The organism is Cypionkella psychrotolerans (assembly GCF_001294535.1).
GTDB classification, from domain to species: domain Bacteria; phylum Pseudomonadota; class Alphaproteobacteria; order Rhodobacterales; family Rhodobacteraceae; genus Cypionkella; species Cypionkella psychrotolerans.
Genome location: NZ_LGIC01000003.1, coordinates 49,907 through 72,500, shown reverse-complemented (window position 1 = coordinate 72,500; position 22,594 = coordinate 49,907). Strand labels below are relative to the sequence as shown.

The following is a 22,594-nucleotide window of genomic DNA, read 5'->3' as shown; positions in this document are numbered from 1 at the left end:
TTGCCATGGCACGATCATCGACCACGCCTCGACGCAGCGGAAACGGTAGATGCGCTCCTCGATCGGTTGGCCTGCGATCAGATCGGAGAGGGAATAGGTGCCGGGGTTATCGACGAGGCCGTCCACCACGACGGACCATGGGTCAGTTTTCAGCTTGCCCGCGTAGGCGGCGGGGTCGGCCTTGTCGTAGCCGAATTCGTAGTAGTTGTTGTAGGTAGTGATGTCCTCGAAAGTATTCGGGACCTCATCGGTGGAATAGGGGCTGCCTGCGCGGGCGGGGCTGGCCACGGTGAGGGCGGCGGCTCCGGCGATCAGGGCGCGGCGGTTCAGGAACATCTGTGGGGGGGTGACGTCGGCGGGGGTGTATTCGGGCAGGTAGGACATGGCGGGTCTCCTCTGAAGCTTGAGGATTAAGATGGTGCAGGATCAGGAAAAGACAAAATCATCTGATCTCACATCTGTGACAGGGCGTTGAAATATATCGCCACGGGCTTTGTCCACGCGTGGACAAAGCAGGCTCTACAGCAATTTCAATGAGTTATGGGGTGTTCGTTAGGAGTTTATTAAGACTTTGGGCAGAGTGGTCTGGCCGTGTTGCCGCGCAAACAGGATAAAGCCCTGCCGCAGCGTCTGTCAGAACAGCCGCTTGGGCCGTGTTTCGCAGATTTCCCACGCATTATTACAAGTGCCCCCTGTCCCGAGCAGCAGATACAGGCAGCCTTGCCTAAGCATCAACAAGGCTGCCCGCAGGTTCTTACTTCATCAGATCAGCGACCGGGATCGGGGCCGAGATCGTCCAGCTATCGACCACAGCGGGTTTGCCCTTTTCGGTATCGACGATCAGATATTTCGCCGAGTTCTGGTGGTGCAACTCGGACGTGAAGGTGCGCGGGCCGAACAGGGTCGGCTCATCCTTCATCTTTTCCAACTCGGCGACGACGGCGGAGGTTTCGGTGGTGCCTGCGCGCTCGACCGCTTTCGCCCAAACGTCGATCATCACATAGCCGGGATAGACGTATTGGGTGGATGGGTCCGCGCCCGTGGCTTCTTTATACTTGGCGTTGAATTTGGTGACTTCCGGGTTCGGATCGTCGCCATAGACCGAGCCTTGCACTGGGACATAGAAGTTCGACAGATCCGGCACCGCTGATTGCCAATACGACCCATCAACACCCGAACCGTTCAGGATCATCGCGTTGATCCCCGCCGCGCGGATTTGTTTGATCGCAGACACCGCCCCCGGCATCATGGTGCACAGCATGATTGCATCCGGCTCGGCTGGCAGCGATTTGATCCGAGTGATCTGAGCGGCAATCGAGGCGTCTTCATTCTTGAAGGTATCCTCACCGACAAGGCTTGCGCCCTCCAGCTTGGGCAGCATGTAGTCAAAGCCGTCGCAGATGCCTTTGTTATACTCGGTCCAGGTATCCAGCAGCCGGTAATAGGTGCGGGCGTTCTTCTTGGTGTAGGACCATTCCGCCATCGTGGCACCCTGCACCGCTGCCAGCACCGAGGCTGAGAACGAGTTCGGGCCAACGCCCTGAATCCCGGCCTTGATCGACTCGGCACACAGGAAGAACGACGGCAGACCCGCGCCTTCTGCCGCCAGTGCTGCCGGGGCACCGAAGTCATAGTCGCAAGAAACCACGACCATATCAGCGCCCGCGTCGATCACCGACAGGCCCGCTTTGGCACCTTCGGCACGGTCGGTCTTGGTATCGGCGTTAACGACTTCGATCTGCTTGCCGAGCAGACCGCCTGCCTCGTTGATTTCCTTGATGCGGATCATCGCCGCGTCTTGGGCGGGCTTGTCATAGCCCTGCATGAAGCCGGATTCGGCGGTGGCAAAGCCGACGATGATCTTGTCGTCATCGGCCAGCGCTGGGGTGACGAGGGCAGTTGCGCTCAGCAGCGCGAGTCCTAGTTTTGACAGGGTTTTCATTTGGATACTCCTTGTTGGGTGGGCTTATTGCCGGGGTTTTCGCCCGGATTCTTTAGGCTGACGTTTTCGGGGTTCGAAAGCGGCCAGCGCAGTTCGGAATTGGCCATGATGCCCGCGGGGCGGCGGATCAGGATCAAGATCATCACGATGCCCAAGGCGATCTCTTGCAGCCCGTTCGGGATGGCGATGGTGGTGGTACCGATGGTCACGCCCGCCTCTAGCCAGCGCAGGGCCTGGATCAGGCTGGACAGGATCACCACGCCCAGCACCGCGCCCGACAGGCTGCCGATACCGCCGACAACCAGCATCGACAGGGTGGTGAAGGTCAGGGTGAGGTAGAAGGTGTCAGGCGTGACGACGCCGATGGAATGGGCAAACAGCGCGCCGCCCATGCCCATGACCGCGCCGGACAGAATGAAGGCGATCAGGCGTTGCTTGGGGATATCGACGCCCGAGGCGGCAGCGGCGGTCGGCTCATCCCGTGCGGCACGCAGGGCGAGGCCCGCGCGCGAGATTGCATGCAGCCAAGCCACGATCACGGCGATGATGGCGGCGATCAGATAGGGCCAGATTGATCGGATGATCGGGATGCCGACCACCGAGGAGGTGGCAGCGGTGACGCTCTCCCAGTTGGAATAGACCGTGTTGATCATCGCCAGCATGGCAAAGGTGGCGATGGAGGCCGCGATGCCCGACAGCCGCATCAGGATTTTGCCAAACAGCGCCGCCCAGAGTGCGGCCCAAAGCGCGGCGAAGATTGCTCCAGCCCAGTAGGGAAGTTGCGTGTTCATCAGCCAATCGGGCAGGCCGGGCAGCAGCGTTTGCTTCATCATCGGCGGCATGGTCAGCCATGCGGCGGCGTAAGCGCCAAGGCAGGTGAAGCCGATATGGCCAAACGACATCACGCCGGAGTTGCCGATGAAGATATAAAGGCCGACGACGAGGATGACGCGCAGGAAGATGTCGATCACGGTCTGGTTGAACGGGCGCGAGCCTGCGGCGACGGCGATCAAAGCGATGGCGATCAGGATCAGCGTCAGCAGGATCGGGGTGGAAATGGTGCGGCGAATGACCGACATGTCAGACCCTCTCTTTCGTGCCGCGCGCGGCGATCAGGCCTTGGGGGCGGAAAATCAGCACCATAATCACCGCGCCGTAAACGAAGGCATCGCGGAACGGGCGGGCGTCGATGGGCAGCACGGTTTGCATGACGACCGAAGCGGCTCCGAGAAGGAAACCTGCGAGGACGGCTCCGGGTAGGGAGCCGAGGCCCCCGATCACCGTGGCAATGAAAGCCATCAGCATCACTGAGGCGCCCATCTGGATATCGACGGTTCCGGTTTGGGCGGCAAGGATCAGGCCAATGGCGGCGGCGAGTGCGCCGGACAGCGCGAAGGCCCCCATGATCACCCGGTTGGCGCGGACGCCCAGCATCCGGGCCATAGTGAAGTTTTCGGCGGCAGCCCGCATCTCTAACCCGAAGCGGGTGCGTTTCAGGAAGGCGGTCAGCGCGAACAGGATGGCGATGGTGGCCGCGATGGTGATGACTTGCAGCAAGGGGATCCGCGCGCCAAGGATTTCAACGGGTTGGCTGAGGGCGGGCAGCAACGAGATCGATTTCGGGCGGCTGGAGAACAGCATCAGCAGGAAATAGCGGATCACGAAGCCCAGCGCGAAAGAGGCGATCATCATCGTGGCCGGATTGGCGCGGCGAAAGCGGCGGAACACGATGATTTCCGACACCACCGACAGGCCTGCGCCCATTGCCAGCACGAAGGGGATCAGCACGAACCACGGCAACTCGCCTGCGAACACAATCGCCACGGCATCGGTCGAGGGCCACAGGAGGGCGAAGATCGAAAACGAAATCACATCGCCATGCGCGAAGTTGACCAGCCGCATCACGCCGAAAATCAGCGCGATGCCCAGCGCACCGAGGGCGTAGAGCGAACCGAGGCTGAGCGCGTCAAACAGGGTTTGCATCAATGCTCTCCATATCCAAAATAGGCGGCCTGCATGGCTTCGGATTGGCCCATCGCGCGGGCATCGCCGTCCAGCAGGATTTCACCGCCCCGCATCAGGATCATCCGGCCCCCCACCAGCTGCGCGCGGGTCGAGGATTGCTCGACAATCAGCAGGGTCAGCGCACGATGGGCGCGCAATGCGATCAAACGTTCATAAACCTGATCGGTGATGTTGGGGGCCAGACCCAACGACGGCTCGTCAATCGCGATAAGGCGGGGATTGGTCATCAGCGCGCGCCCGATCACCAGCATTTGCTGCTGGCCACCTGACAGCAGACCTGCCTGAGAATGGCGGCGGTCTTTCAGGATCGGGAAGGTGGCGTAGACGGCTTCCAACTCGGTCGCGGCACGGCTGCGCCAGTTGCGGGTGGCGGCATGCATTCCGGTGCCAACCAGCAGGTTTTCCTCGATGGTGAGGCTGCCGAACACCTCCCGGCCCTCGGGCACCATCGACAGGCCCATGCGGGCGATATCCTCGGGCGCGCGACCGGTGATGTCTTGGCCCGCAAAATCAATCCGGCCCCCGGCGGGCGGCGTCACCCCGGCGATGGCGCGCAGCAGGGAAGATTTGCCTGCGCCATTCGGCCCAGTGATGAACAGAATCTCGCCTTCGGTCAGGGTGAAGGTGACGTTGCGCACCGCCGTCAGGCGGCCATAGCGGATGGTCAGGTTCGATAGCGCAAGCAGGCTCATGCCATGACCTCCAACACCGGAAGATTGGTCTCGGCGGCGGTGCCCATATAGGCGTGGCGGACTTTCTCACTGGCTTTGATGGCAGTGGGATCGCCCGTTTCAATCACCACGCCGGAATCCAGCACCACGATATGATCGCACAGGCTAAGGACCAGCCCGACGTTATGCTCGATCAGCAAAACACCACAGCCGATCTCGGTGGCGATGCGGCGGATCAGGGCGGCAAGATCAGCGGCCTCTGGCCCAGACATGCCTGCGGCGGGTTCATCCAGCAGGATATACGCAGGCTTGCCGATCAGGGCGCGGCCAATCGCAACGCGGCGCTCATCGGTATAGGGCAGGGTTCCGGCGATGCGGTTTTGCAACGCGCCGATGCCGATCCAATCCAGCATCGCGGCGGCTTCGGCACGAGCGCGGCTGCGCGATTGGCCAAGGCCCACGCCCGTCACTTCCAGATTGTCGATCACCGCCAGATCGCGGAACAACCGCCCGCCCTGAAAGGTGCGGGCGATACCCCGGCGGCGGATTTCATGCGGCTTCAGGCCCGACAGATTCAGTTTGGCCGAGGCGGTGTTCAGCGACACCGCCCCGCCCGTGGGGCTTTGAAACCCGGTCAGCACATTGACAAGCGTGGTTTTGCCCGCACCATTCGGGCCGATCAGCCCGGTGATCTGGCCGGGCGTGATGGTCAGATCGACATCCGACAGGGCTTTCAGCCCCGCGAAGGCAACCGACAGCTTGTCTGCGCTGAGTTGGTTCATGGCTTCTCCTTGCGGGTGATCAGGTAAGAGCCGGAGGCGTCGAGTGTGGCACTCCAACCCGGTTCAATGACGATGGTGGTGGTGACTTCTTCGATCACCGCTGGGCCTGCGATCTCCGCCCCCGCCCCCAAAGCGCCGCCCTCATAGATCGGCGTGCGAATGCGGCTGCCATCGGCAGAGAACACCGCGTCACGGTAGGCCTTGATCGCCTGATCGGCGGCTTTACCGGGGGCGATGTGCATCCGTTTCGGCTTATCGACCAGCCCGTAAACCGTGCTTTCGATGTTCACCACCTCGACTGTCGAATGCGGCTCGGCATAAGTGTAAAGCTGTTCGTGGCGGGCGTGGAAGGCTTGCTTGATCTGGTCGATGGTCTGCGCATTCACCAGGAAGTTGCCGATTTCCACCGTGCATTCATGCACTTGCCCAACATAGCGCATATCAAGGCTGCGCTTGATCATGGTGTTGCCTGCGGCAAAGCCATCGGATTGCAGATGGGCGATGCCTTGGGCTTCAATCTCGGTGAACAACTGGTCAATCCGGGTATAGGCCGCGTCATTGTCCAGCCGCAACACGGCGGTGGCCATGTAGTTATACTTCACGTCCGAGATGATCTGACCAAAGGCGCAAAGGCCCGAGGCGAGTTTCGGCAGAACGATGGTGTCGATGCCCATATCTGCGGCCAGCGCCGTGATATGCGCCGCCGTCGCACCCCCGGCCCCCACCAGCACGAAATCGCGCGGGTCATAGCCGCGCTCAATCGTGACGCGCCGGATGCCGTTGACCATATTGGCATTGACGATGGTGAACATGCCATAGGCGGCGCGTTCGACCGTCAGGCCCAAGGGATCGGCGATGCTTTTTACCGCGTCGTAGGCCTTTTGCGCGTCCAGCGGCAGGCGGCCGCCGACAAGACCATCGGGGTTCAGATAGCCCAGCACGATGTTGGCGTCCGACACCGTCGGCAGTTGCCCGCCTTGGCCATAGCAGGCAGGCCCCGGATCGGAGCCCGCCGATTGCGGACCCATTTGCAGCAGGCCCATCTCGTCAATCCAACCGATAGAGCCGCCGCCTGCACCCAGGGTTTCCACCTGAATCATCGGCACGCCGATGCGGTAGCGTAGAAAGTCGATGTTCTTGTTGATATTGGTCGAGCCGTCTTTGGTCAGGGTGATGTCAAACGAGGTGCCGCCCATATCCACCGTGATCACATCGGTTTTGCCGAACGGGGCGCAAACATAAAGGCCAGCGGCGGGGGCCGAAGCGGGGCCGGAGTTAATGGCGTAAACCGAGCGGTCGGTCATCGCCTGCCCAATCGCAAGGCCGCCGTTGGATTGGTAGTAACGCACGGGTTGTTTCGCGCCGAGTTGTTGGAAATAGGCATCCACCGCCGTGACATAGCGCTTCATGATCGGTGCAAGGTAGGCGTTGACGACGGCGGTTGAGGTCCGGGTGTATTCGCGAACCTGCGGATAAAGTTCCGACCCCATCGTCAGGATCACCCCCGGCATCATCTCGCGCACAATCTCGCCCGCACGGCGTTCGTGGGTTGGGTCCAGCACCGACCAGACGAAGCTGATCGCCACGGTTTCCACCCCTTCGGCTAGGAAAATCTCGCAGGCGGCGCGGACATCGGCTTCGGTCAGCGGGGTGCGGATTTCACCGTTGGACAGGATACGCTCGCGCACGCCCCGGCGCAGATAGCGCGGCACCAGCATGGTGGCGGGCGGATAATCGGGGTCATAGCGGTAGCCGTCTTCTTTATGGCCAAGGCGGATCTCAAGCGAGTCCTCATGCCCCGCCGTGCAGATCAGCCCGGTTTTCGCGCCCTTGTGCTGGATCAGCGCATTCAGGCCAACGGTGGTGCCGTTGATGCACAGATCGCAGTTCGAGATGATCTCGGTGGCCGAAACCCCCAACTCCTCTGTCATCAGCGCAAGGCCATTCTTGATCGCCAAGGTGGGGTCTTGTGGGGTCGAAAGCGCCTTGAACAGCCGGACTTGCCCAGTCTGGTCGGCGAGGACGAAATCGGTGAAGGTGCCACCGGCATCAATGCCCAAACGGTAATCGGTTTTCATCGCGGCGCCCTCCTAGTTCGCTGCCACGGCGCGACGACGCGCACGCAGGGTTTCGGTTGCCGCCATATCGACGGTCAGGCTTTCGGCATCGCTGACGATCACGCCGTAATCGGCTTCTGCCCCCTTCACTGAAACAAGGCCGTTTTTGATATCCCACACCACCTTTTCCACCGCCCGATCCATCGGGTCGCCATAGCCGCCACCGCCGGGGTTCATGTTGGTGATGCGATCACCGGGTTTGATCACCTTGATCACGTTCTCGCGGATGGTCTCGGAATGGTCGCCCTCGACCAGTTCCAGCCGCCCGACCTTCTCATCAATCATGGTCGAACTGGCCCCTGCCGCCCCCACTGCCGGGATGCGGCGACCTTCGCCAAATGTGATGAAGGTCATGTCATCGGACAGCGGCTCCACCTCCCATGCGGTGCCGGAACCGCCGCGGAATTTGCCCGCACCGCCACTGTCGGTCATCAGCCCGTAACGGTGAATGATGATCGGATAGCTGTATTCCAGCAGCTCCACGTCACCCGAAGTCAGCGCGCCAAAGCAGCATTCCGGACCGCAGGCGTGCCAGCCGTCTTGCGCAGGCGTCGCCCCCGCGCCCGAGATGATGGTGGCCAGCACCATCGTCACATATTCCTCGTCGTGGCGCTTGTCCCATCCGGCGATGTTCAGCCCGTTGGCGTGGCCCCAGCTGGCCGAAACCTTCGATGGCACAGCTTTCTCAAACGCCAAGCGCACCGCGTCGGTCAGGGTTTCCATCGGCGTGGTGGTGCAGTTCATATGCGGCGCGGGTTCTTTGGCGTTACACAACGTGCCCTTCGGCCCCATGTCGACCGAGATGCAGCGATAAAGCCCCTCGTTATACGGCGGCGGCAGTTGCGCGAACATCATCAGGCCAAGGTAAACGCCGGAGTAAGAATTGCCCTCGTAGCTGTTGATGAAATACGGGATTTGCGGCGGGCTGGAGATTTCGATGTGGCAAGTGTCGGCTTTGATCGTCACCTTGGCGGTGATGGTCAGATCGCCAAAGCCGTGGCCGGCATCTTCAACAATCGCCGAGCCTTCATAGGTGCCGTCCGGCACGGTGGAAATGAGGCTGCGCATCTGCTTTTCAGCCATGTCGAGCAGCGTGTCGATGCAGGCGTCCACCACGTCTTCGCCATACTTATCCAGCATCGCGATCAAAGCGCGCTCACCCACCTGACAGGCCCCGATCAGCGCGTTGAAATCGCCCTCTTGGTCGCGGCGGGCGCGCATATTGGTGAAGATGAAGTTCAGCACATCCTTGCGCGGCACGCCGCGATCCCAGATTTTCACCGGGGGAATGCGCAGACATTCGGCGTAGATTTCTTTGGCATTGGGGTTATAGCCCGCAGGCACCGGGCCGCCGATATCGGTCAGATGGCCTTTGCAGACGGTCCAATACTTCAGCTTACCCTTGTAAAACACCGGCTTGTAAAAACAGGTGTCAATCGCATGGCTGCCACCCCAAGCCGGATCGTTGTGGATCAGCAGATCGCCCTCGTGGATGTCGCCCTCAAAATACCCCGCGACCACCTTCATCGCCGGGATCAGGCTGCCCAGATGGATCGGAATATCCTGCCCCTGCAAGATCATCTCGGGCCGCGCATTGAACAGCGCGGTGGAATAGTCGTGCGCCAGATTGAACACCGACGAGCGTGCGGTTTTCTCAAGCGACAGCGTCATTTCGCGCTGCGTGGTTTCCAAGATGCCGCGAACAACCGATAGCGTGATCGGATCAACCTTCGTGGCGGATGTGGTGGCGCTGGCCATGCCTATTCCCCTTCAAATGCGCGGCGCAAAAGGGAGGCGGTCGGGCAAAATGCCCGCTGTGATCGCCGAAACTCCCCGTTGCGCGGCGTCTTCTGCACCGTTGCAGCGGTCAGGCTAGGCGGCGCGGGCGGCTGGCGTCTTTGCAGAGGGTGCATGGGTTTTTGTCGCAGAGCGCATTTTGACAAATTGCGCGAACGCGGCGCTTTACAGAAAGAATATTGCGTGGCCAGATTGGTGAAACCCGGGGGGCTGCGATGAAGACCACCATCACCACCAAAGGCGTCGATCTGGCCGCGCGCAGCCGTCATTGGCACGAGGCAATCGGTCAGGCCTATTTCCCGCTGGACCTGAGCTTTCGTCGCCCCGAGGCATTTGATGGCGAATTGACCATGTGGCAGTTGGGTGAGGTGTCGCTGTCGCGCCTGACCTCTGACGCGCTGATGTATCGCCGCTTGCCCAAACATTTGCAGGTGCAGGGCCCCGAGGAGTTTCTGGTCACCCTGCCCGCGAAATCGGAATTGCTGTTTGCCCAAGGCGGGCGCGAGGTGCGCGCCAACCCCGGCGCGTTTTTCATCGAGCGTAGCCATGAACCCTACGAGTTCAGCCATGCCGAACCCGCCGATCTGTGGGTAATGAAGCTGTCGCTGGCCATGCTTGGCGGTCGGGTGCGCGCGCCGGATCGGTTTTGCAGCTTGCAGTTTGATGCCACCAACGGCGCCAACGGCCTGTTCGTCGACATGGTGCATCTGATCCCGCAGCGTTATGACGCGATGACCGAAGAGGCCCGCAGCACGGTCGGGCGGCAGTTGGCGGATTTGCTGGCGCTGGCCCTGCAGTCGGATGAACGGGTGCTGAGTTCGGGCGGATCGACCGTGCGGATGGCGCATCTGGCGCGGATCGAGAGCTTTGTGCGCCGTCACCTTGCCAACCCCGATCTGGGGCCGGATGAGGTGGCTGCGGGCTGTGGCGTCTCGGTGCGCTATCTGCACGAACTGCTGCGCGACACCAATCAGACCTTGGGCAGTTGGATCAGGGATCAGCGCTTGGCTGCGGCCCGCGAAGATCTGAGCAACCCGCGCGACAAACGCGCGATTGGCGAGATCGCCTATGCCCGCGGCTTTGCCGATCAGGCGCAGTTCAGCCGTGCGTTTCGGCAGCGCTATGGCATCAGCCCGAAAGAGGCGCGGGCGCAGGGCTGAAGGGGAAACGGTGATATCCATCGCTTCCCCCTTTCCTTAGCGCTGCAAGTGATCGCGGACGCGGGCAATCGCGGCTTGGCGGTCGTGCCGCGCGGCAAGCGCCTGATCCAGCGTCACTTCGACAAACCGCGCCGGGCTGTGCGGCTGCAACTGGCCGATCAGGTCCATATCGGCGGAAATGATCGTCCCCAGCATCATATAGCCGCCGCCCGACACGGCATCGCGGTGCAGAACGATGGGTTCGGTGCCGGATGGCACTTGTACCGAGCCATAGGGATAGCAGGCATCGACGATATTCGACGGGTCCGATCCCGCACCAAACGGTGGCGTGCGGGGCACGAAATCCAGCGGTTTGCCGCCTTTGAAGCGGTAGCCGATGCGGTCAGCCTCGGGGGCGACCTTCCAGGTGTCGGCGAAGAACTGCTTGCCCGCCTCGGCGGTGATGCGATGCCAGTATAACCCCGGCAGCATCCGCAACTCTGCCGGATTGCCCGGACCACGCCGCAGATTTGCGGGGATTGCACCTTTACCCGTGCCACCCTGCCCCAGCGGCAGCGTGTCACCAGCCTTCAACGCGCGGCCCTCATGCCCGCCCAGCGCGCCCAACGTATAGGTAGAGCGCGAGCCGAGTTTCATCGGCACATCAACGCCGCCCGAGATCGCAATATACGCCCGCGCGCCGGATTTCAGGAAACCGAACGACAGCTTGTCACCGGCCTTGACGGGAAAAGCCTCCCACGTCGCACGCGCGTCGCCGTTGACTTTCGGCGGCAATTCGCCACCCGTCACCGCCACTGTGGCAGCTTGGGTGAACTCAATCTCCGGCCCCATGAACACCGCTTCCAGCACGGCGGCGCCTTCATCATTGCCGACCAGCATATTGGCGGCGCGCAGCGCAAAGCGGTCCATCCCGCCCGAAATCGGGATGCCAAGGTGGTAGTAACCGGGGCGGCCAAGGTCTTGGACGGTGGTCGACAGGCCGGGAGAGATGATCTTAACGGCCATGAAGAACCTCCATCAGCTTGGCATTGATGCCGTTGATGTCCTTGTTGAAATCCGTCAGCGAAAAGCTGGCCTCGCGGATGGTCGGCAGGAATGTATTGGCGTTCACCGCCTCGATATCCGCGTCATATTGATCGCGGTTGATCGGTTTCCATTTCACGATGTCACCGGGGCGGAACAGGCACATCTCATCCTGAAGGTAACTGACTTGCTGATTGGGGTCATAAATCGGCATCGGCGTGACGCCGAACATCTGATAGCCGCCCGCCCCGCGCACCGAATAGATGCAGCTAAAGCAGCCGCCGTGGCCGATGGTCAGCTTGGGCGTATCGGTGCGCGGGCGCAGATATTTTGGCACCTGCAACTGCCGCTTGCGCTCCACCATCTGATACAGAAACGGCAGCCCCGCCACGAAGCCGACCATCGAGACGAACCACGGCTGGCTGGAATGGGCCTGCACGAAATCCTCGACCGAGCCGAGGCCATTCACCGCTGCGGCATATTCCAGATCGGTGGCCTTGGGGTCTTGATGACGCTCGCGGAACCGCATCAGAGTCTCATGCGTCCACGGGTCTTGATAATAGACCGGGATTTCCATGATGCGGGTTTTCAGCGTGGCGTCAGATTTGCTGGCCGCCCCCTCCATCGACTGCAATTCGCGCAAAAGGTCGTTGGGCTTGATCTGGTCGGGGTCGTATTTCACCTGAAAGCTGGCATTGGCCGGACAAATCTCGGTCACGCCGCGGATGCCCGCTTGTTTGACCGCATTGGTCATCGACAGGCTGGTGAAAAACGCTTCCAGCGACATTTCTTCCGAGACTTCCGCGAAGATATGTTCGTCACCACCAAAGCTGAAACGGATCGACATGGGCTTCTCCTATGGCTGAAGGGGGGTCAGGCGGGCGGCGTTGACCTCAAGCCAACCCTCCAGCCAGCGGGTGTGAAAATCGCCTGCCTGAACGGAAGGGTCGGCGGCCAGTGCTGCAAACAGCGGCTTGGTGGTTTTCAGCCCGTCGATCTGCAATTCCGACAGCGCCCGCGCCATGCGGGTGATCGCAGCCTCGCGGGTTTCGGCGTGGACGATCAGCTTGGCCAGCAGCGAGTCGTAGAACGGCGGCACGGTATAGCCGGGATACAGCATCGAATCGAACCGCACGCCGGGGCCGCCGGGGATGCGCAAAGACTCGACCGTGCCAGGGAAGGGCGCGAAATCGCGGGCGGGGTCTTCGGCGTTCAGCCGCACTTCGATGGCGTGGCCTTTGACGGTGACATCCGCTTGAGCGAGCCGCAACGGCTCTCCGCCAGCGATGCGCAGCATTTCGGCGACCAGATCAAGCCCGGTGATCATCTCGGTGACCGGATGTTCGACCTGAATCCGCGTGTTCATCTCGATGAAGTAAAATTGGTTGGCGTCTTCGTCGTAAAGATATTCCACCGTGCCCGCGCCGGAATAGCCGACGGCAAGCGCAAGCCGGACGGCGCTGCTGCACAGCGCGTCGCGCAGATGCGAGGACAGTGCCATTGATGGGGCTTCTTCCCACACCTTTTGGCGACGGCGTTGCAGGCTACATTCGCGCTCAAAGCAATGGATCGCATCGGTGCCATCGGCCAGCACTTGCACCTCAATGTGCCGGGCTTTGGTGATTACTTTTTCCATATACAGCCCACCGTCGCCAAAAGCGGCCAAAGCCTCGGCCTGTGCCTGCGGGAAGGCGTGCTCAAACTCGGCCAAGTCCTGTGCAATGCGGATGCCGCGCCCGCCACCGCCCGCTGCGGCCTTGATCATCACCGGAAAGCCGGTGTCGATCAGGATGTGGCGCGCAGCCACAATGCCATCGACCCGACCCATTGATCCCGGCACAATCGGCACCCCCGCCGCATGGGCCGCCCCACGCGCAGCCACCTTGTCGCCCATCAACCGGATCGCATCGCCGGAAGGCCCGACAAACACCAGCCCCGCCGCCGTCACCGCATCGGAAAAGCTCGCGTTTTCAGCCAAGAATCCATAACCGGGATGCACGGAATCGCAGCCCGTATCCACCGCCGCCTTCAGGATCGCCGCGATGTTCAGATAGCTCTTCTTCGCCGCCGGAGGGCCGATGTTCACCGCTTCATCCGCCAGTTGCACATGCAAAGCGGTGGCATCGGCGTCGGAATAGACCGCGACGGTGGCAATCCCAAGATCCTGCGCCGCGCGGATGATCCGCACCGCAATCTCGCCCCGGTTGGCGATCAGAAGCTTTTTCAGCATCAGGACAATTCCGCCAGAACCGCGCCCGCCATTACCGGGTCTTCATTGTCGGTCACGAAGGTAATGGCGCTGCCCGCGACTTCGGATTTCACCTCGTGGAAGCTTTTCATCACTTCGATCAGCCCGATCACGTCGCCCACTGCGACCGCATCGCCATCCTGCTTGAACGGCGGGGTTTCCGGGGAAGATGAGCGATAAAAGGTGCCGGGCAGTGGGGATTGAATGACGGGCATAGGGGCCTCCGTTAAGTCAGAATGGCGCGCACGGCGCGGGCGATGTCGAGGGCATTCGGCGTATCAGAATGGATGCACACCGTATCGCAGCGCACCGGAATGTCGCTGCCGTCTATGGCGGTACCAAGGTTTTCCTGCATCGCACGGCGCACGCGGGCGGCCATCAGCGCGGGATCTTTGGAGTCATGCTCACGAGTGACGATCAGGCTGCCATCAGGGCGATATTCCAGATCGCCGTAGAACTCGGCGATAAAGCTATGGCCGCGCGCGGGGTAGATCGTTTCGTGCAAGGTGCCCGTCATGCCCAGCAGTGGCACGCCGAAAATATCGGCGGCATCGCAGACGGCATGGGCAATATCTTCCTGCCGCGCCGCCATGCCATAGAGGCTGCCGTGCGGCTTGATATGGTTCAGCTCGACCCCTTCCGCGCGCAGAAATCCGCACAAAGCGCCGATCTGGTAGATCATGCAGTTGGCCATTTCCTCGCGGCCCATCTTCATCTCACGGCGGCCGAAGCCTTGCAGATCGGGCAAAGACGGATGCGCCCCGACCTTGACGCCATGTTTCTTAGCCAAGCGCACGGTGGCGCGCATGTGGTCGAAATCGCTGGCGTGAAAGCCGCAGGCGACGTTGGCAATGTCGATGAATGGCATCATTCCGGCATCATCGCCCATCCGATACAGCCCGTAGCTTTCGCCCATGTCACAGTTGATGGTTACAGCCATAGTCCCCCCAAGGCGTTGACATAGGTCAGCCTGCGACGAGTGCCTTATATTGTAAAATATCGTTTTTTGTGGTGTGTTATCTAAAGTTCAGATACTCATCGCACAGCGGGAGGCGGCCATGGCTTTGACCTTGAAACAGTTGCGCTATTTCATGGCGGCGGCAGAAACCGGGCAGATCAGCCATGCCGCGATGGAGCTGAACATCTCGCAATCCGCGATCACCACCGCCGTTCAGGGGCTAGAGGCGCAACTGGGCGTGCGGCTGTTTGACCGCTCCGCACAAGGTGTGGTGCCGACGATTGAGGGCGCGCGATTCCTCAACCACGCCCGAAATATCCTTGCGGCGGTGGAAGATGCCGAGCGTCTGCCGCTGGGACAGGATCGGCAGGTGTCTGGGCGGCTGCGCTTGGGCACCACCTACACCGTCGCGGGCTATTTCATGTCGCGCCACTACGCCCGCTTTCGCCGCGCCCATCCTGATATTCAGATCGAGATGATGGAGATGCCCCGGCTTGCGGTTGAGGAAGGGCTGGCGACGGGCAGTCTCGATATGGCGGTGATGCTGGTGTCAAACTTAGCCAACACCGCCGGGCTGGAACAGGAAACCCTGTTGCGCTCGCGTCGGCGGCTGTGGCTGTCAACCGATCACCCGTTGCTGGCGCAAGAGCGGATCACTTTGCGCGATGTCTCGCAGCAACCCTATATCATGCTGACGGTGGATGAGGCGAAGGATACCGCCAGCCGCTATTGGGCGAAAACCGGGTTCGCGCCTTCGGTGGCTTTTGCGACAAGTTCGGTGGAGGCGGTGCGCTCGATGGTCGCCAATGGGGTGGGGGTAACGATCCTGTCCGACATGGTGTATCGGCCTTGGTCGCTGGAAGGCCAGCGGATTGAATTGCGCGCCTTGGCTGATCCGATCCCCAGCATGGATGTGGGGCTGGCGTGGCGCAAATCGCAAGGCTTGACCGCCACCGCCGCGGTGTTCCGCGCCTTTATGTCGGTGGCGATGGGGGGCGGCGGTTAAGCGGGTTCAAGCCTTGCCGCGCAACAAAGCCTCGACCACCGAGACAAAATCGCGGACCCGGCGATTGGCGCCCTCGCGGTAACCGATGGCGATGACGCTGTGCGGCATATCGACGATCTGTTTGAAGATCACACCGGGGCGGGCGTAAAACCGCGCGGTGCTGTCGGCGGTGATGCTGATGCCGCGCCCGGTCGCCACCGCGTGCAATTCGGATTCAACCGTCGCCGCTTCATAAACAACATTGGCCGGACGATTGCCCCGGTGGGCGCTGGCGATCCAATAATCGCGCCAGATGCTTTGACCGGGGGCGGCGATGATCGGCTCGTCCAGAATGTCATTCAGGGTGACGGTGGACTGGTCCGCAAGGCGATGCCAGGTGGGCAGACAGACCACGCAATGCTCGCGCGACAGTTCCACAAACGCGATGCCTGCGATGCCCAGCGGCGGGCGCACGATGCTGCAATCGACCTTGCCGGAAGCGAGGCCCGCCGTCGGATCGCTGAAATCATACTCGGTCAATTCCAGCACCGATTCCGGGTGGCGCTGCTTAAACTCGCGCACAATATCGGGGATAAACTCTAAAGCCGTGCCAATCAGATAGCCGACGCGCAGCTCATTCTTGATGGTCTTTTGCAGCGTGCCAATTTCGGCGTGAAAGCTATCCATCTGCGCGCTTAATCGTTCCGCATGAGCCAGCAATGCCGCCCCCAAAGGCGTCAAACTCACGCTGCGGGTGGTGCGCTCGAACACCGCAAATCCGACGGTATCTTCGAACTGCCGGATGGTCTGCGACAGTGCCGGTTGCGACACAAACAGCTTCTCAGCGGCGCGCACATAGCTGCGTTCCTGCGCCACCGTCAGGAACGCCCGCACATGCCGGAAGTGGATATTAATAAGCGCCATGAATTAATTCATCAGCTAATCGTCCTTGTTGTCAAGCAGTCTTGCTGAATAATCCAAGCAAGTTATGCAAGGAGCAGCCCAATGGACACCAGCCAAATAGCCCTGATGGAACGCGGCAAAACCGCCCTGATCCACGACCCGCGCGAAGGCGACAAAAGCAAGATCACCTTGGTCAAAGCCAAAGGCTCTTTGGTCTGGGACGACAAGGGCCGCGAGTATCTTGATTGCACCTCGCAGGCCTGGTCGAACAGCCTTGGCGCCAACGACGCCCGCGTGGTCGAGGCCGCCATCGCCCAGTTGCGCGACATCACCCATGCCCGGCCCAACTTCAACACCATCCCGCTCTTGAAGCTGACCGCCAAGCTGGCCGAGATTTCGCCGGGCGATCTGAACCGCATCGGCTATTGCCTGCATGGCAGCCTTGCGGTGGAAATGGCGCTGAAACTGGCGTTCAAAAACCGACCCGGCGCGCGCAATGTGATCGTGATGCAAGACAGTTATCATGGCCGGTCGCTGGCCACGATGGCGGCAAGCTGGCCGCATCCGAACAACCCGTTCCACGCCTTGCAGCCGCAGTGCTTCACCCGTGTGCCGCATCCCGACAGCTATCGCCCGCGCTTTGGCATGGACCTAGAGGCCGAAACCCGGATGTGCCTAAGCCTACTGGAAGACACCATCACCAAGGGCGTCGATGGCGGTGTGGCGGCGCTGATTATCGAGCCGATCTTGGGCAATGGCGGTCATATCATCGTCGGCAAAGCGTTTCTGCAAGGCCTGCGCGATGTCTGCGATCGCCACAATATCGTGCTGATCTTTGACGAAATTCAAAGCTGCTTTGGCCGCACAGGAGAGATGTTTGCCGCCGACTACTACGGCGTTACCCCCGATATCATGACCTTCGGCAAAGGCGTCAGCGGCGGTTTTCCCTTGGCGGGCATCATGGCGAGTGACCGTCTGAACGGCTTTTCATCCGGCGAAGATGCGCTGACCTTCGGGCAGTTCCCGGTGGCGATGGCGGCGGCGGTGGCGACGATTGACGCGATCATTGCCGACGATCTGTGCGGCAAGGCGCGTGCGCTTGGTGCCTACGCGACGCAACGGCTGCATGAGATGTCAGAACGTCACCCTTTGATCGGCGATATTCGCGGGCCGGGGCTGTTCGTCTCCATCGAACTGGTCAAGGACCGCGCCACCAAAGAAGCCGCGCCGAAAGCCGCGTCAGAAGTCTATAAACGCGGTGTTGAAAAGGGCGTGTTGTTTGGCGAAAGCCGCTACGCGGGCCTTGGCAACCTGATCAAGATCAAACCGCCGCTGGATTGCAGCCACGCGCAAATGTCACATGCGCTGGACGTATTCGATGCCGTTCTGGGCAGCATCGAGGCTGACGGCATCGCTTAACCCACCGGAATAACCACGAACTCCACAACGGAGTCGCAAAACAATAGGGAACACCATGACCAAACTAACCAGACGCGCGGTTCTGTCCTCGGCAGCAGCCGCAACGCTTTCCGCCCCCTTCGTGCGCCCGGCTTGGGCGGCAACGCCCGAGTTGCGGGCGCTGATGTGGGAGGCCTATCTGCTGCCCGATGTCGTCACCGCCTTTGAGGACACGCATCAGGTGAAACTGGTGCCGTCGTTCTTCGATGGCAATTCCGAGGCCTATAACAAGCTGCGCGTCGGCGGCGCGAACGAGTTTGATCTGGTGCAAGCCGATGGTTTCTGGCCGCAGCTTTACTTCCGTGAAGGCCTGATCCGGGCGGTGGATTACACCAAGGTCGCAGGCACGGCGGGCTATCTGCCGGAATTCGCCGCCGAGGCGTTCACGGTTTTGACCGATCCTGTGTCGGGCGCGAAAGTGGGCTTCCCGTTCTGCTGGGGCGCGTATGGCATCACCTATGACGCCGCCGTGGTCGCCCCCGATCAGACCCAAAGCCTGACCTGCATGTTTGATGAGGCTTGGGCCGGGCGTCTGTCGACCTCATCGCGGTTTGAGGAAAACATCGCGCTTGCGGCCCTGCTTGTCACCGCCGAGATGGGCACCCGCGAGGCACCGCGCCCGGATGGCAAGCCGTTCAACCCCTATGTGCTGACCGATGACGAAATGGCCGGGGTGGAAAAGCTGCTGATCCAGCAGAAAGGCCTGCTGCTGACCCGCTATCAGGACAATCCGACGCTGTTCCAACTGCTGCAAAGCGGCGCTGTGGTGGCGGCGACCGAATTCGCCCAAGTGTACCGCCAATTGCTGACCGCGACCGATGGCATGACCAAAGGCGATTTCCGACACACTTTGCAGCCGAAAGAGGGCGGCTTGGGCTGGGTTGACACTTGGCTGGTGACCACGGGGGTTGCCGATGGCGAGAAGATGGATCTGTGCAACGCCTTCGTCGATACCATGATCTCGGCCCCGGTGATGAAGCGCATCGGTGAAGTTGCGGGCTGTTCCACCACCGTCGATCTGCGCGCCACCGCGACGGAAGAAGAACGCAAACTGTATCTGATGGACCGCTCGTCTGAAATCGCCGGGTTGTTCATGTTCGATCAACCCTCCTCGCCCGAGAAATGGGAACGCGTGTGGTCCAACGTTCAGGCCGCCTGATCTTTTTGCATTCTGCGCTGCGGCCCTCCGCAGCGCCCCAAAACAGGTAGAGCTTTATGACGGACACCAGCGCCTATATCAAAATCGACAACGTCTCGCGGCATTATGGCCCGGTGAAAGCGTTGCACAACCTTAGCATCGACATCGCCAAACACGAATTCATTGCCATCCTTGGCCCCAGCGGATCGGGCAAATCCACCCTGCTGCGCTTGATCGCGGGCTTGGATCGCCCATCCGAGGGGCGGATTTTCTTTAAGGGTCAGGATGTGACCGCCTTGCCGCCACATAAACGCGGCATCGGCATGGTGTTTCAGGAATTTCTGCTGTTCCCACATCGCACGGTCCGCGAAAACCTCGCCTTCCCGCTGCGGATGACACAGGAAACCCCCGCCAAGATCAAGGATCGCCTCGATTGGGCCGAGGGCATCTTGTCGCTGAACGGCTTGATGGATCGCTACCCGAACCAGCTGTCCGGCGGCCAGCAACAACGCGTCGCCTTGGGGCGCGGCCTTGTCACCAACCCGACGCTACTGCTGCTGGATGAACCGCTGGCCAACCTAGACCGCGAATTGCGCCAAGAGATGGAGGTGGAAATCCGCCGCTATCAAAAGCAACTCGGCATCCCGTTCATCTATGTCACCCACAATCAGGAAGAAGCCCTGTCGATGTCCGACCGCGTCGCGGTGATCAACAAGGGCAAGCTGGAAGCGTTGGGAGAGCGGCAAGAGATTTACGACCACCCCAACACGCCCTTCGTCGCCCGCTTTGTTGGTCGCGCTACCCGGTTCGATGGCGTATCCGATGGCACAACGGTCAATATCCCCGAACACGGCTATACATTCTCGCCCAGCGCCCCGGTGGCGGCGGGTCGGGTCAGCGTGTTTGTGAAGAACGAACGCTTCGCATTGGGGGCCTCAGGCACACCCGGTATCGCCTGCAAAGTGATCGACGTGGTGCTGCGCGGCCCGTTTGTCGAATTCATTCTGGAAGCCGCCAATAAGGCCCGCATCATCGCGGTGCAACCCAAACGCCCCGACATGCATGCGATTGGCGCGGAAATCGCGCTGACATGGGACGCCAACCTTGCCCACATTTTCCCGGCGGAGGCTTAAGCGATGTCAGAACCCAACGCCGCCGCCCGCAAACGGGTGTTCCTGTATATCCCGACCACGTTTCTCGTGCTGTTCTTCGTGCTGCCCCTAGTAGCGCTGGTCGTGCTCAGCTTCTGGCAGACCGCGAATTACAAAATCGTGCGCGACTGGACGACGCTGAACTATGTCACGCTTGCCACCGAGAGCGCCTATATCATCTTCTTCCTGCGATCCTTGCTGATGGCCATTCTGGTCTCGGTGTTTCTGGTCGTCGTCGCTTGGCCCATCGCCTTCTTCATCGTGCGCTTTGGCGGGCGCTATAAGCTGATCTTCTCGCTCCTGCTGGCGGTGCCGTTTCTATCCGGCGAGGTGCTCCGCTTGATCGCGCTCCAAGGCATGCTCGGCCCAACCGGCTTGATCAACGGCGCCTTGATGCGGCTGGGCGCGGCCCCACTGCGGTTCATCATGTACTCCAACTCGGCCACGTTCATCGCCTTCGTCTATCTCTACCTGCCGATGACCGTCACCACGATCTACCTCTCCCTGCTGAACTTCGACCTGCGGCTGGCCTCGGCAGCCAGCGCCTGCGGAGCCGGACGCCTAAGGGTGTTTTCCGAGGTGATCTGGCCGCTGAACCTATCCGGCACCATGATCGGCTTTCTGCTATCCTTCATCCCCACCCTGTCAGCCTCCCTCGCCCCGCGCTTTCTCGGCGGCCCCAACGGCACGCTTTACGGCATGTCGATGGCGCAGCAATTCGGCGAATCCGGCACTTGGGCCTTGGGGGCCGCAATGGGCGTGGTGCTGGTGCTGTTTTCAATCGCGGCGCTGGTGATCCTCAGCCTTGGCGTCAATTTGCGGCGAACCGGATTTACCGGGATGGAGCGTTAAGATGGACAGCATGAGCCTGAAAGACTTTGCCGCGAAATGGACCATGGGTCTGATCCTGATCACCGCCTATGTGTTCCTCTATATGCCGATCGTGCATATCCTGTTCGCCTCGCTATCGAACCACCCGAACTTTCCCTATCCGCCCAACTTCAACCCGAAAAGCTATGTCAACCTTGCGACCAACTCGATCTACCAAAGCGCGTTCGTCAACAGCCTGATCATCGCCTCTTGCACCGCCGTGCTTTCCACCGTGATGGGGTTTCTGGCCACCATCGGCGTGCTGCGCTTTGCTGGCAAGCGGGCACTGTTCTACGCAGTGTTCTTTGCGGGCCCGCTGTTCGTGTCTGAAATCCTGCTGGGGATTTCCAGCATGTCCTTGTATTATCTGGTGTTTGGCTTGCAGGGCAACATGGTGACGGCGATCATTGCCAATTCGGTGCATTGCTTCAGCTTCTGCTTCCTGATCATGGCGGCGATGCTGTATAAATACGATTGGCGGATGAACGAGGCCGCGATTGTCTGCGGTGCCACCCCGTTTCGGGCGTTTCTTGAGGTGATGCTGCCGCTGACATGGTCGGGCATCATGGGCAGCCTGATCGTGGCGTTCGTGCTGGCGCTGAACGGCTTGGACATCTCGTTCTACTTGCTGGGGGCGACGCCAACGATGCCCTCGGTGGCTTGGGGCGCTTTGCGCTACGGCGTGAAACCCGAGCTTTACGCGCTGTCGACGATCATCAATGCGGCAGTGTTCTTGGCGATCATCGTGTTGTTCCTCAAGGCACGAAACACGAAAACCGCGCCCGTCTGAGCGCCTTCGCGGCATCAAATGAGGGACCGTGGCGCGGCTGCGGTCCTTCACTCCATCGCCTCAGGCACAGTGTGATGATCATGCGCGCATTGGCCATGATCGCCCAAAACCTCAATCACCCGACAATCGGCGATGGTGCCGTGGGCGCATTGGATGACCATGCGCTGCAACTCTTGCTCCAGCGCCTTCAACTGCGCGATCCGCGCCTGCACGGCGGCAAGCTGCGCCTTGGCAATCGCATCGGCGGCAGAACAGGGCAGTTCAGGCCGATCCGACAGGCTGAGCAAATCGCGTATCGCCTCCAGCGGAAAGCCCAGCGCGCGGGCGTGCCGGATAAACGCCAGCCGTTGCCGCGCGAGGGGGCCGTACAGTCGCTGATTTCCACTACTGCGCTCGGGCGGTGGCAGCAGGCCGATCTGCTCATAATAGCGCACCGTCGGCACCTTCACCCCGGTCTCGGCGGCCAATTTTCCGATGGTCAGCATGAGAAACCTCTTGCAGCTATAGTTACTAGAGACATTAGCTTTAGGGTTCAAAGACGGCAAGGGACGTGCCGAAAGAACGCAAGAGGCTGAA

Annotated in this window: 22 protein-coding genes (1 of these 22 only partly in view); 7 read left to right on the top strand and 15 right to left on the bottom strand. The window is 61.0% G+C overall.

Going from position 1 to position 22,594, the window contains the following annotated elements; all coding sequences use genetic code 11:
• The 8 genes from msrP to capB all read right to left on the bottom strand — a co-directional run.
• Nucleotides 1-384 carry the 5' end (the start) of a protein-methionine-sulfoxide reductase catalytic subunit MsrP gene (msrP, locus tag AKV04_RS00410; RefSeq protein WP_054004512.1) on the bottom strand. Its footprint begins 516 nt before the window's first position, so 384 of the gene's 900 nt are visible here — the first part of the coding sequence; its start codon is at nt 382-384; the stop codon falls past the left edge of the window.
• A 370-nt stretch (nt 385-754) separates the two neighbouring features.
• The gene (locus AKV04_RS00405) at nt 755-1,942 is read right to left on the bottom strand and encodes an ABC transporter substrate-binding protein (RefSeq protein WP_054004511.1); all 1,188 of its coding nucleotides are present in this window, start codon (nt 1,940-1,942) and stop codon (nt 755-757) included.
• Nucleotides 1,939-3,021, bottom strand: coding sequence for a branched-chain amino acid ABC transporter permease (locus AKV04_RS00400; RefSeq protein WP_082351463.1), 1,083 nt, complete (start codon nt 3,019-3,021; stop codon nt 1,939-1,941). The genes AKV04_RS00405 and AKV04_RS00400 overlap by 4 nt, the downstream gene beginning before the upstream one ends.
• A 1-nt stretch (nt 3,022) precedes the next feature.
• Entirely contained in the window at nt 3,023-3,925 is a 903-nt protein-coding gene (locus AKV04_RS00395) for a branched-chain amino acid ABC transporter permease (RefSeq protein WP_054004510.1), read from the bottom strand.
• Nucleotides 3,925-4,659, bottom strand: coding sequence for an ABC transporter ATP-binding protein (locus AKV04_RS00390; RefSeq protein WP_054004509.1), 735 nt, complete (start codon nt 4,657-4,659; stop codon nt 3,925-3,927). The genes AKV04_RS00395 and AKV04_RS00390 overlap by 1 nt, the downstream gene beginning before the upstream one ends.
• On the bottom strand, nt 4,656-5,420 hold the full coding sequence (locus AKV04_RS00385; RefSeq protein WP_054004508.1) for an ABC transporter ATP-binding protein: 765 nt from the start codon (nt 5,418-5,420) through the stop codon (nt 4,656-4,658). The genes AKV04_RS00390 and AKV04_RS00385 overlap by 4 nt, the downstream gene beginning before the upstream one ends.
• The gene (gene capA / locus AKV04_RS00380) at nt 5,417-7,498 is read right to left on the bottom strand and encodes a caprolactamase subunit alpha (protein WP_054004507.1); all 2,082 of its coding nucleotides are present in this window, start codon (nt 7,496-7,498) and stop codon (nt 5,417-5,419) included. Before capA ends, AKV04_RS00385 begins: the two co-directional genes overlap by 4 nt.
• A 12-nt stretch (nt 7,499-7,510) precedes the next feature.
• Nucleotides 7,511-9,295: a caprolactamase subunit beta gene (capB, locus tag AKV04_RS00375; protein WP_054004506.1), complete on the bottom strand. Its 1,785-nt coding sequence runs from the start codon at nt 9,293-9,295 to the stop codon at nt 7,511-7,513.
• 254 nt (nt 9,296-9,549) lie between these two features.
• Between capB and AKV04_RS00370 the strand changes: the two genes are divergently transcribed.
• Nucleotides 9,550-10,494, top strand: a complete 945-nt coding sequence (locus tag AKV04_RS00370; protein WP_054004505.1) for an AraC family transcriptional regulator — start codon at nt 9,550-9,552, stop codon at nt 10,492-10,494.
• Nucleotides 10,495-10,530: 36 nt separating this feature from the next.
• Here the strand turns inward: AKV04_RS00370 and AKV04_RS00365 are convergent, their stop codons facing one another.
• Genes AKV04_RS00365 through AKV04_RS00345 form a run of 5 tightly spaced genes read right to left on the bottom strand, consistent with a single transcriptional unit; the run spans nt 10,531 to nt 14,705 of the window.
• Complete coding sequence (locus AKV04_RS00365; protein ID WP_054004504.1) at nt 10,531-11,499, bottom strand: 5-oxoprolinase subunit C family protein; 969 nt, start codon at nt 11,497-11,499, stop codon at nt 10,531-10,533.
• A complete protein-coding gene (locus tag AKV04_RS00360; protein ID WP_054004503.1) occupies nt 11,489-12,364 on the bottom strand; it encodes a 5-oxoprolinase subunit B family protein in 876 nt (291 codons plus the stop codon). The genes AKV04_RS00365 and AKV04_RS00360 overlap by 11 nt, the downstream gene beginning before the upstream one ends.
• Nucleotides 12,365-12,373: 9 nt before the next feature.
• Nucleotides 12,374-13,747 carry an acetyl-CoA carboxylase biotin carboxylase subunit gene (locus AKV04_RS00355; protein WP_054004502.1) on the bottom strand — a complete coding sequence of 458 codons (1,374 nt, stop codon included), beginning with the start codon at nt 13,745-13,747 and terminating at the stop codon, nt 12,374-12,376.
• Nucleotides 13,747-13,980 carry an acetyl-CoA carboxylase gene (locus AKV04_RS00350; protein WP_054004501.1) on the bottom strand — a complete coding sequence of 78 codons (234 nt, stop codon included), beginning with the start codon at nt 13,978-13,980 and terminating at the stop codon, nt 13,747-13,749. The genes AKV04_RS00355 and AKV04_RS00350 overlap by 1 nt, the downstream gene beginning before the upstream one ends.
• Nucleotides 13,981-13,991: 11 nt before the next feature.
• The gene (locus AKV04_RS00345) at nt 13,992-14,705 is read right to left on the bottom strand and encodes a LamB/YcsF family protein (RefSeq protein ID WP_054004500.1); all 714 of its coding nucleotides are present in this window, start codon (nt 14,703-14,705) and stop codon (nt 13,992-13,994) included.
• Nucleotides 14,706-14,823: 118 nt separating this feature from the next.
• Here AKV04_RS00345 and AKV04_RS00340 point away from each other — a divergent pair, with 118 nt between their 5' ends.
• Entirely contained in the window at nt 14,824-15,729 is a 906-nt protein-coding gene (locus AKV04_RS00340; RefSeq protein ID WP_054004499.1) for a LysR family transcriptional regulator, read from the top strand.
• A gap of 6 nt (nt 15,730-15,735) precedes the next feature.
• On the opposite strand, the gene AKV04_RS00335 is transcribed toward AKV04_RS00340, so the two are convergent.
• On the bottom strand, nt 15,736-16,632 hold the full coding sequence (locus AKV04_RS00335; protein WP_054004498.1) for a LysR family transcriptional regulator: 897 nt from the start codon (nt 16,630-16,632) through the stop codon (nt 15,736-15,738).
• Nucleotides 16,633-16,713: 81 nt separating this feature from the next.
• On the opposite strand from AKV04_RS00335, the gene AKV04_RS00330 reads away from it, so the two are divergent.
• Genes AKV04_RS00330 through AKV04_RS00310 form a run of 5 tightly spaced genes read left to right on the top strand, consistent with a single transcriptional unit; the run spans nt 16,714 to nt 22,018 of the window.
• Complete coding sequence (locus AKV04_RS00330; RefSeq protein WP_202905537.1) at nt 16,714-18,030, top strand: aspartate aminotransferase family protein; 1,317 nt, start codon at nt 16,714-16,716, stop codon at nt 18,028-18,030.
• 55 nt (nt 18,031-18,085) lie between these two features.
• Nucleotides 18,086-19,228, top strand: a complete 1,143-nt coding sequence (locus AKV04_RS00325; RefSeq protein ID WP_082351461.1) for an ABC transporter substrate-binding protein — start codon at nt 18,086-18,088, stop codon at nt 19,226-19,228.
• A 56-nt stretch (nt 19,229-19,284) separates the two neighbouring features.
• Nucleotides 19,285-20,340: an ABC transporter ATP-binding protein gene (locus tag AKV04_RS00320; protein WP_054004497.1), complete on the top strand. Its 1,056-nt coding sequence runs from the start codon at nt 19,285-19,287 to the stop codon at nt 20,338-20,340.
• 3 nt (nt 20,341-20,343) lie between these two features.
• A complete protein-coding gene (locus tag AKV04_RS00315) occupies nt 20,344-21,210 on the top strand; it encodes an ABC transporter permease (RefSeq protein ID WP_054004496.1) in 867 nt (288 codons plus the stop codon).
• A gap of 1 nt (nt 21,211) precedes the next feature.
• Entirely contained in the window at nt 21,212-22,018 is an 807-nt protein-coding gene (locus tag AKV04_RS00310) for an ABC transporter permease (RefSeq protein WP_202905536.1), read from the top strand.
• Nucleotides 22,019-22,065: 47 nt separating this feature from the next.
• Here AKV04_RS00310 and AKV04_RS00305 read toward each other — a convergent pair whose 3' ends face one another.
• On the bottom strand, nt 22,066-22,503 hold the full coding sequence (locus AKV04_RS00305; protein ID WP_054004495.1) for a MerR family transcriptional regulator: 438 nt from the start codon (nt 22,501-22,503) through the stop codon (nt 22,066-22,068).
• Nucleotides 22,504-22,594: the final 91 nt, after the last annotated feature.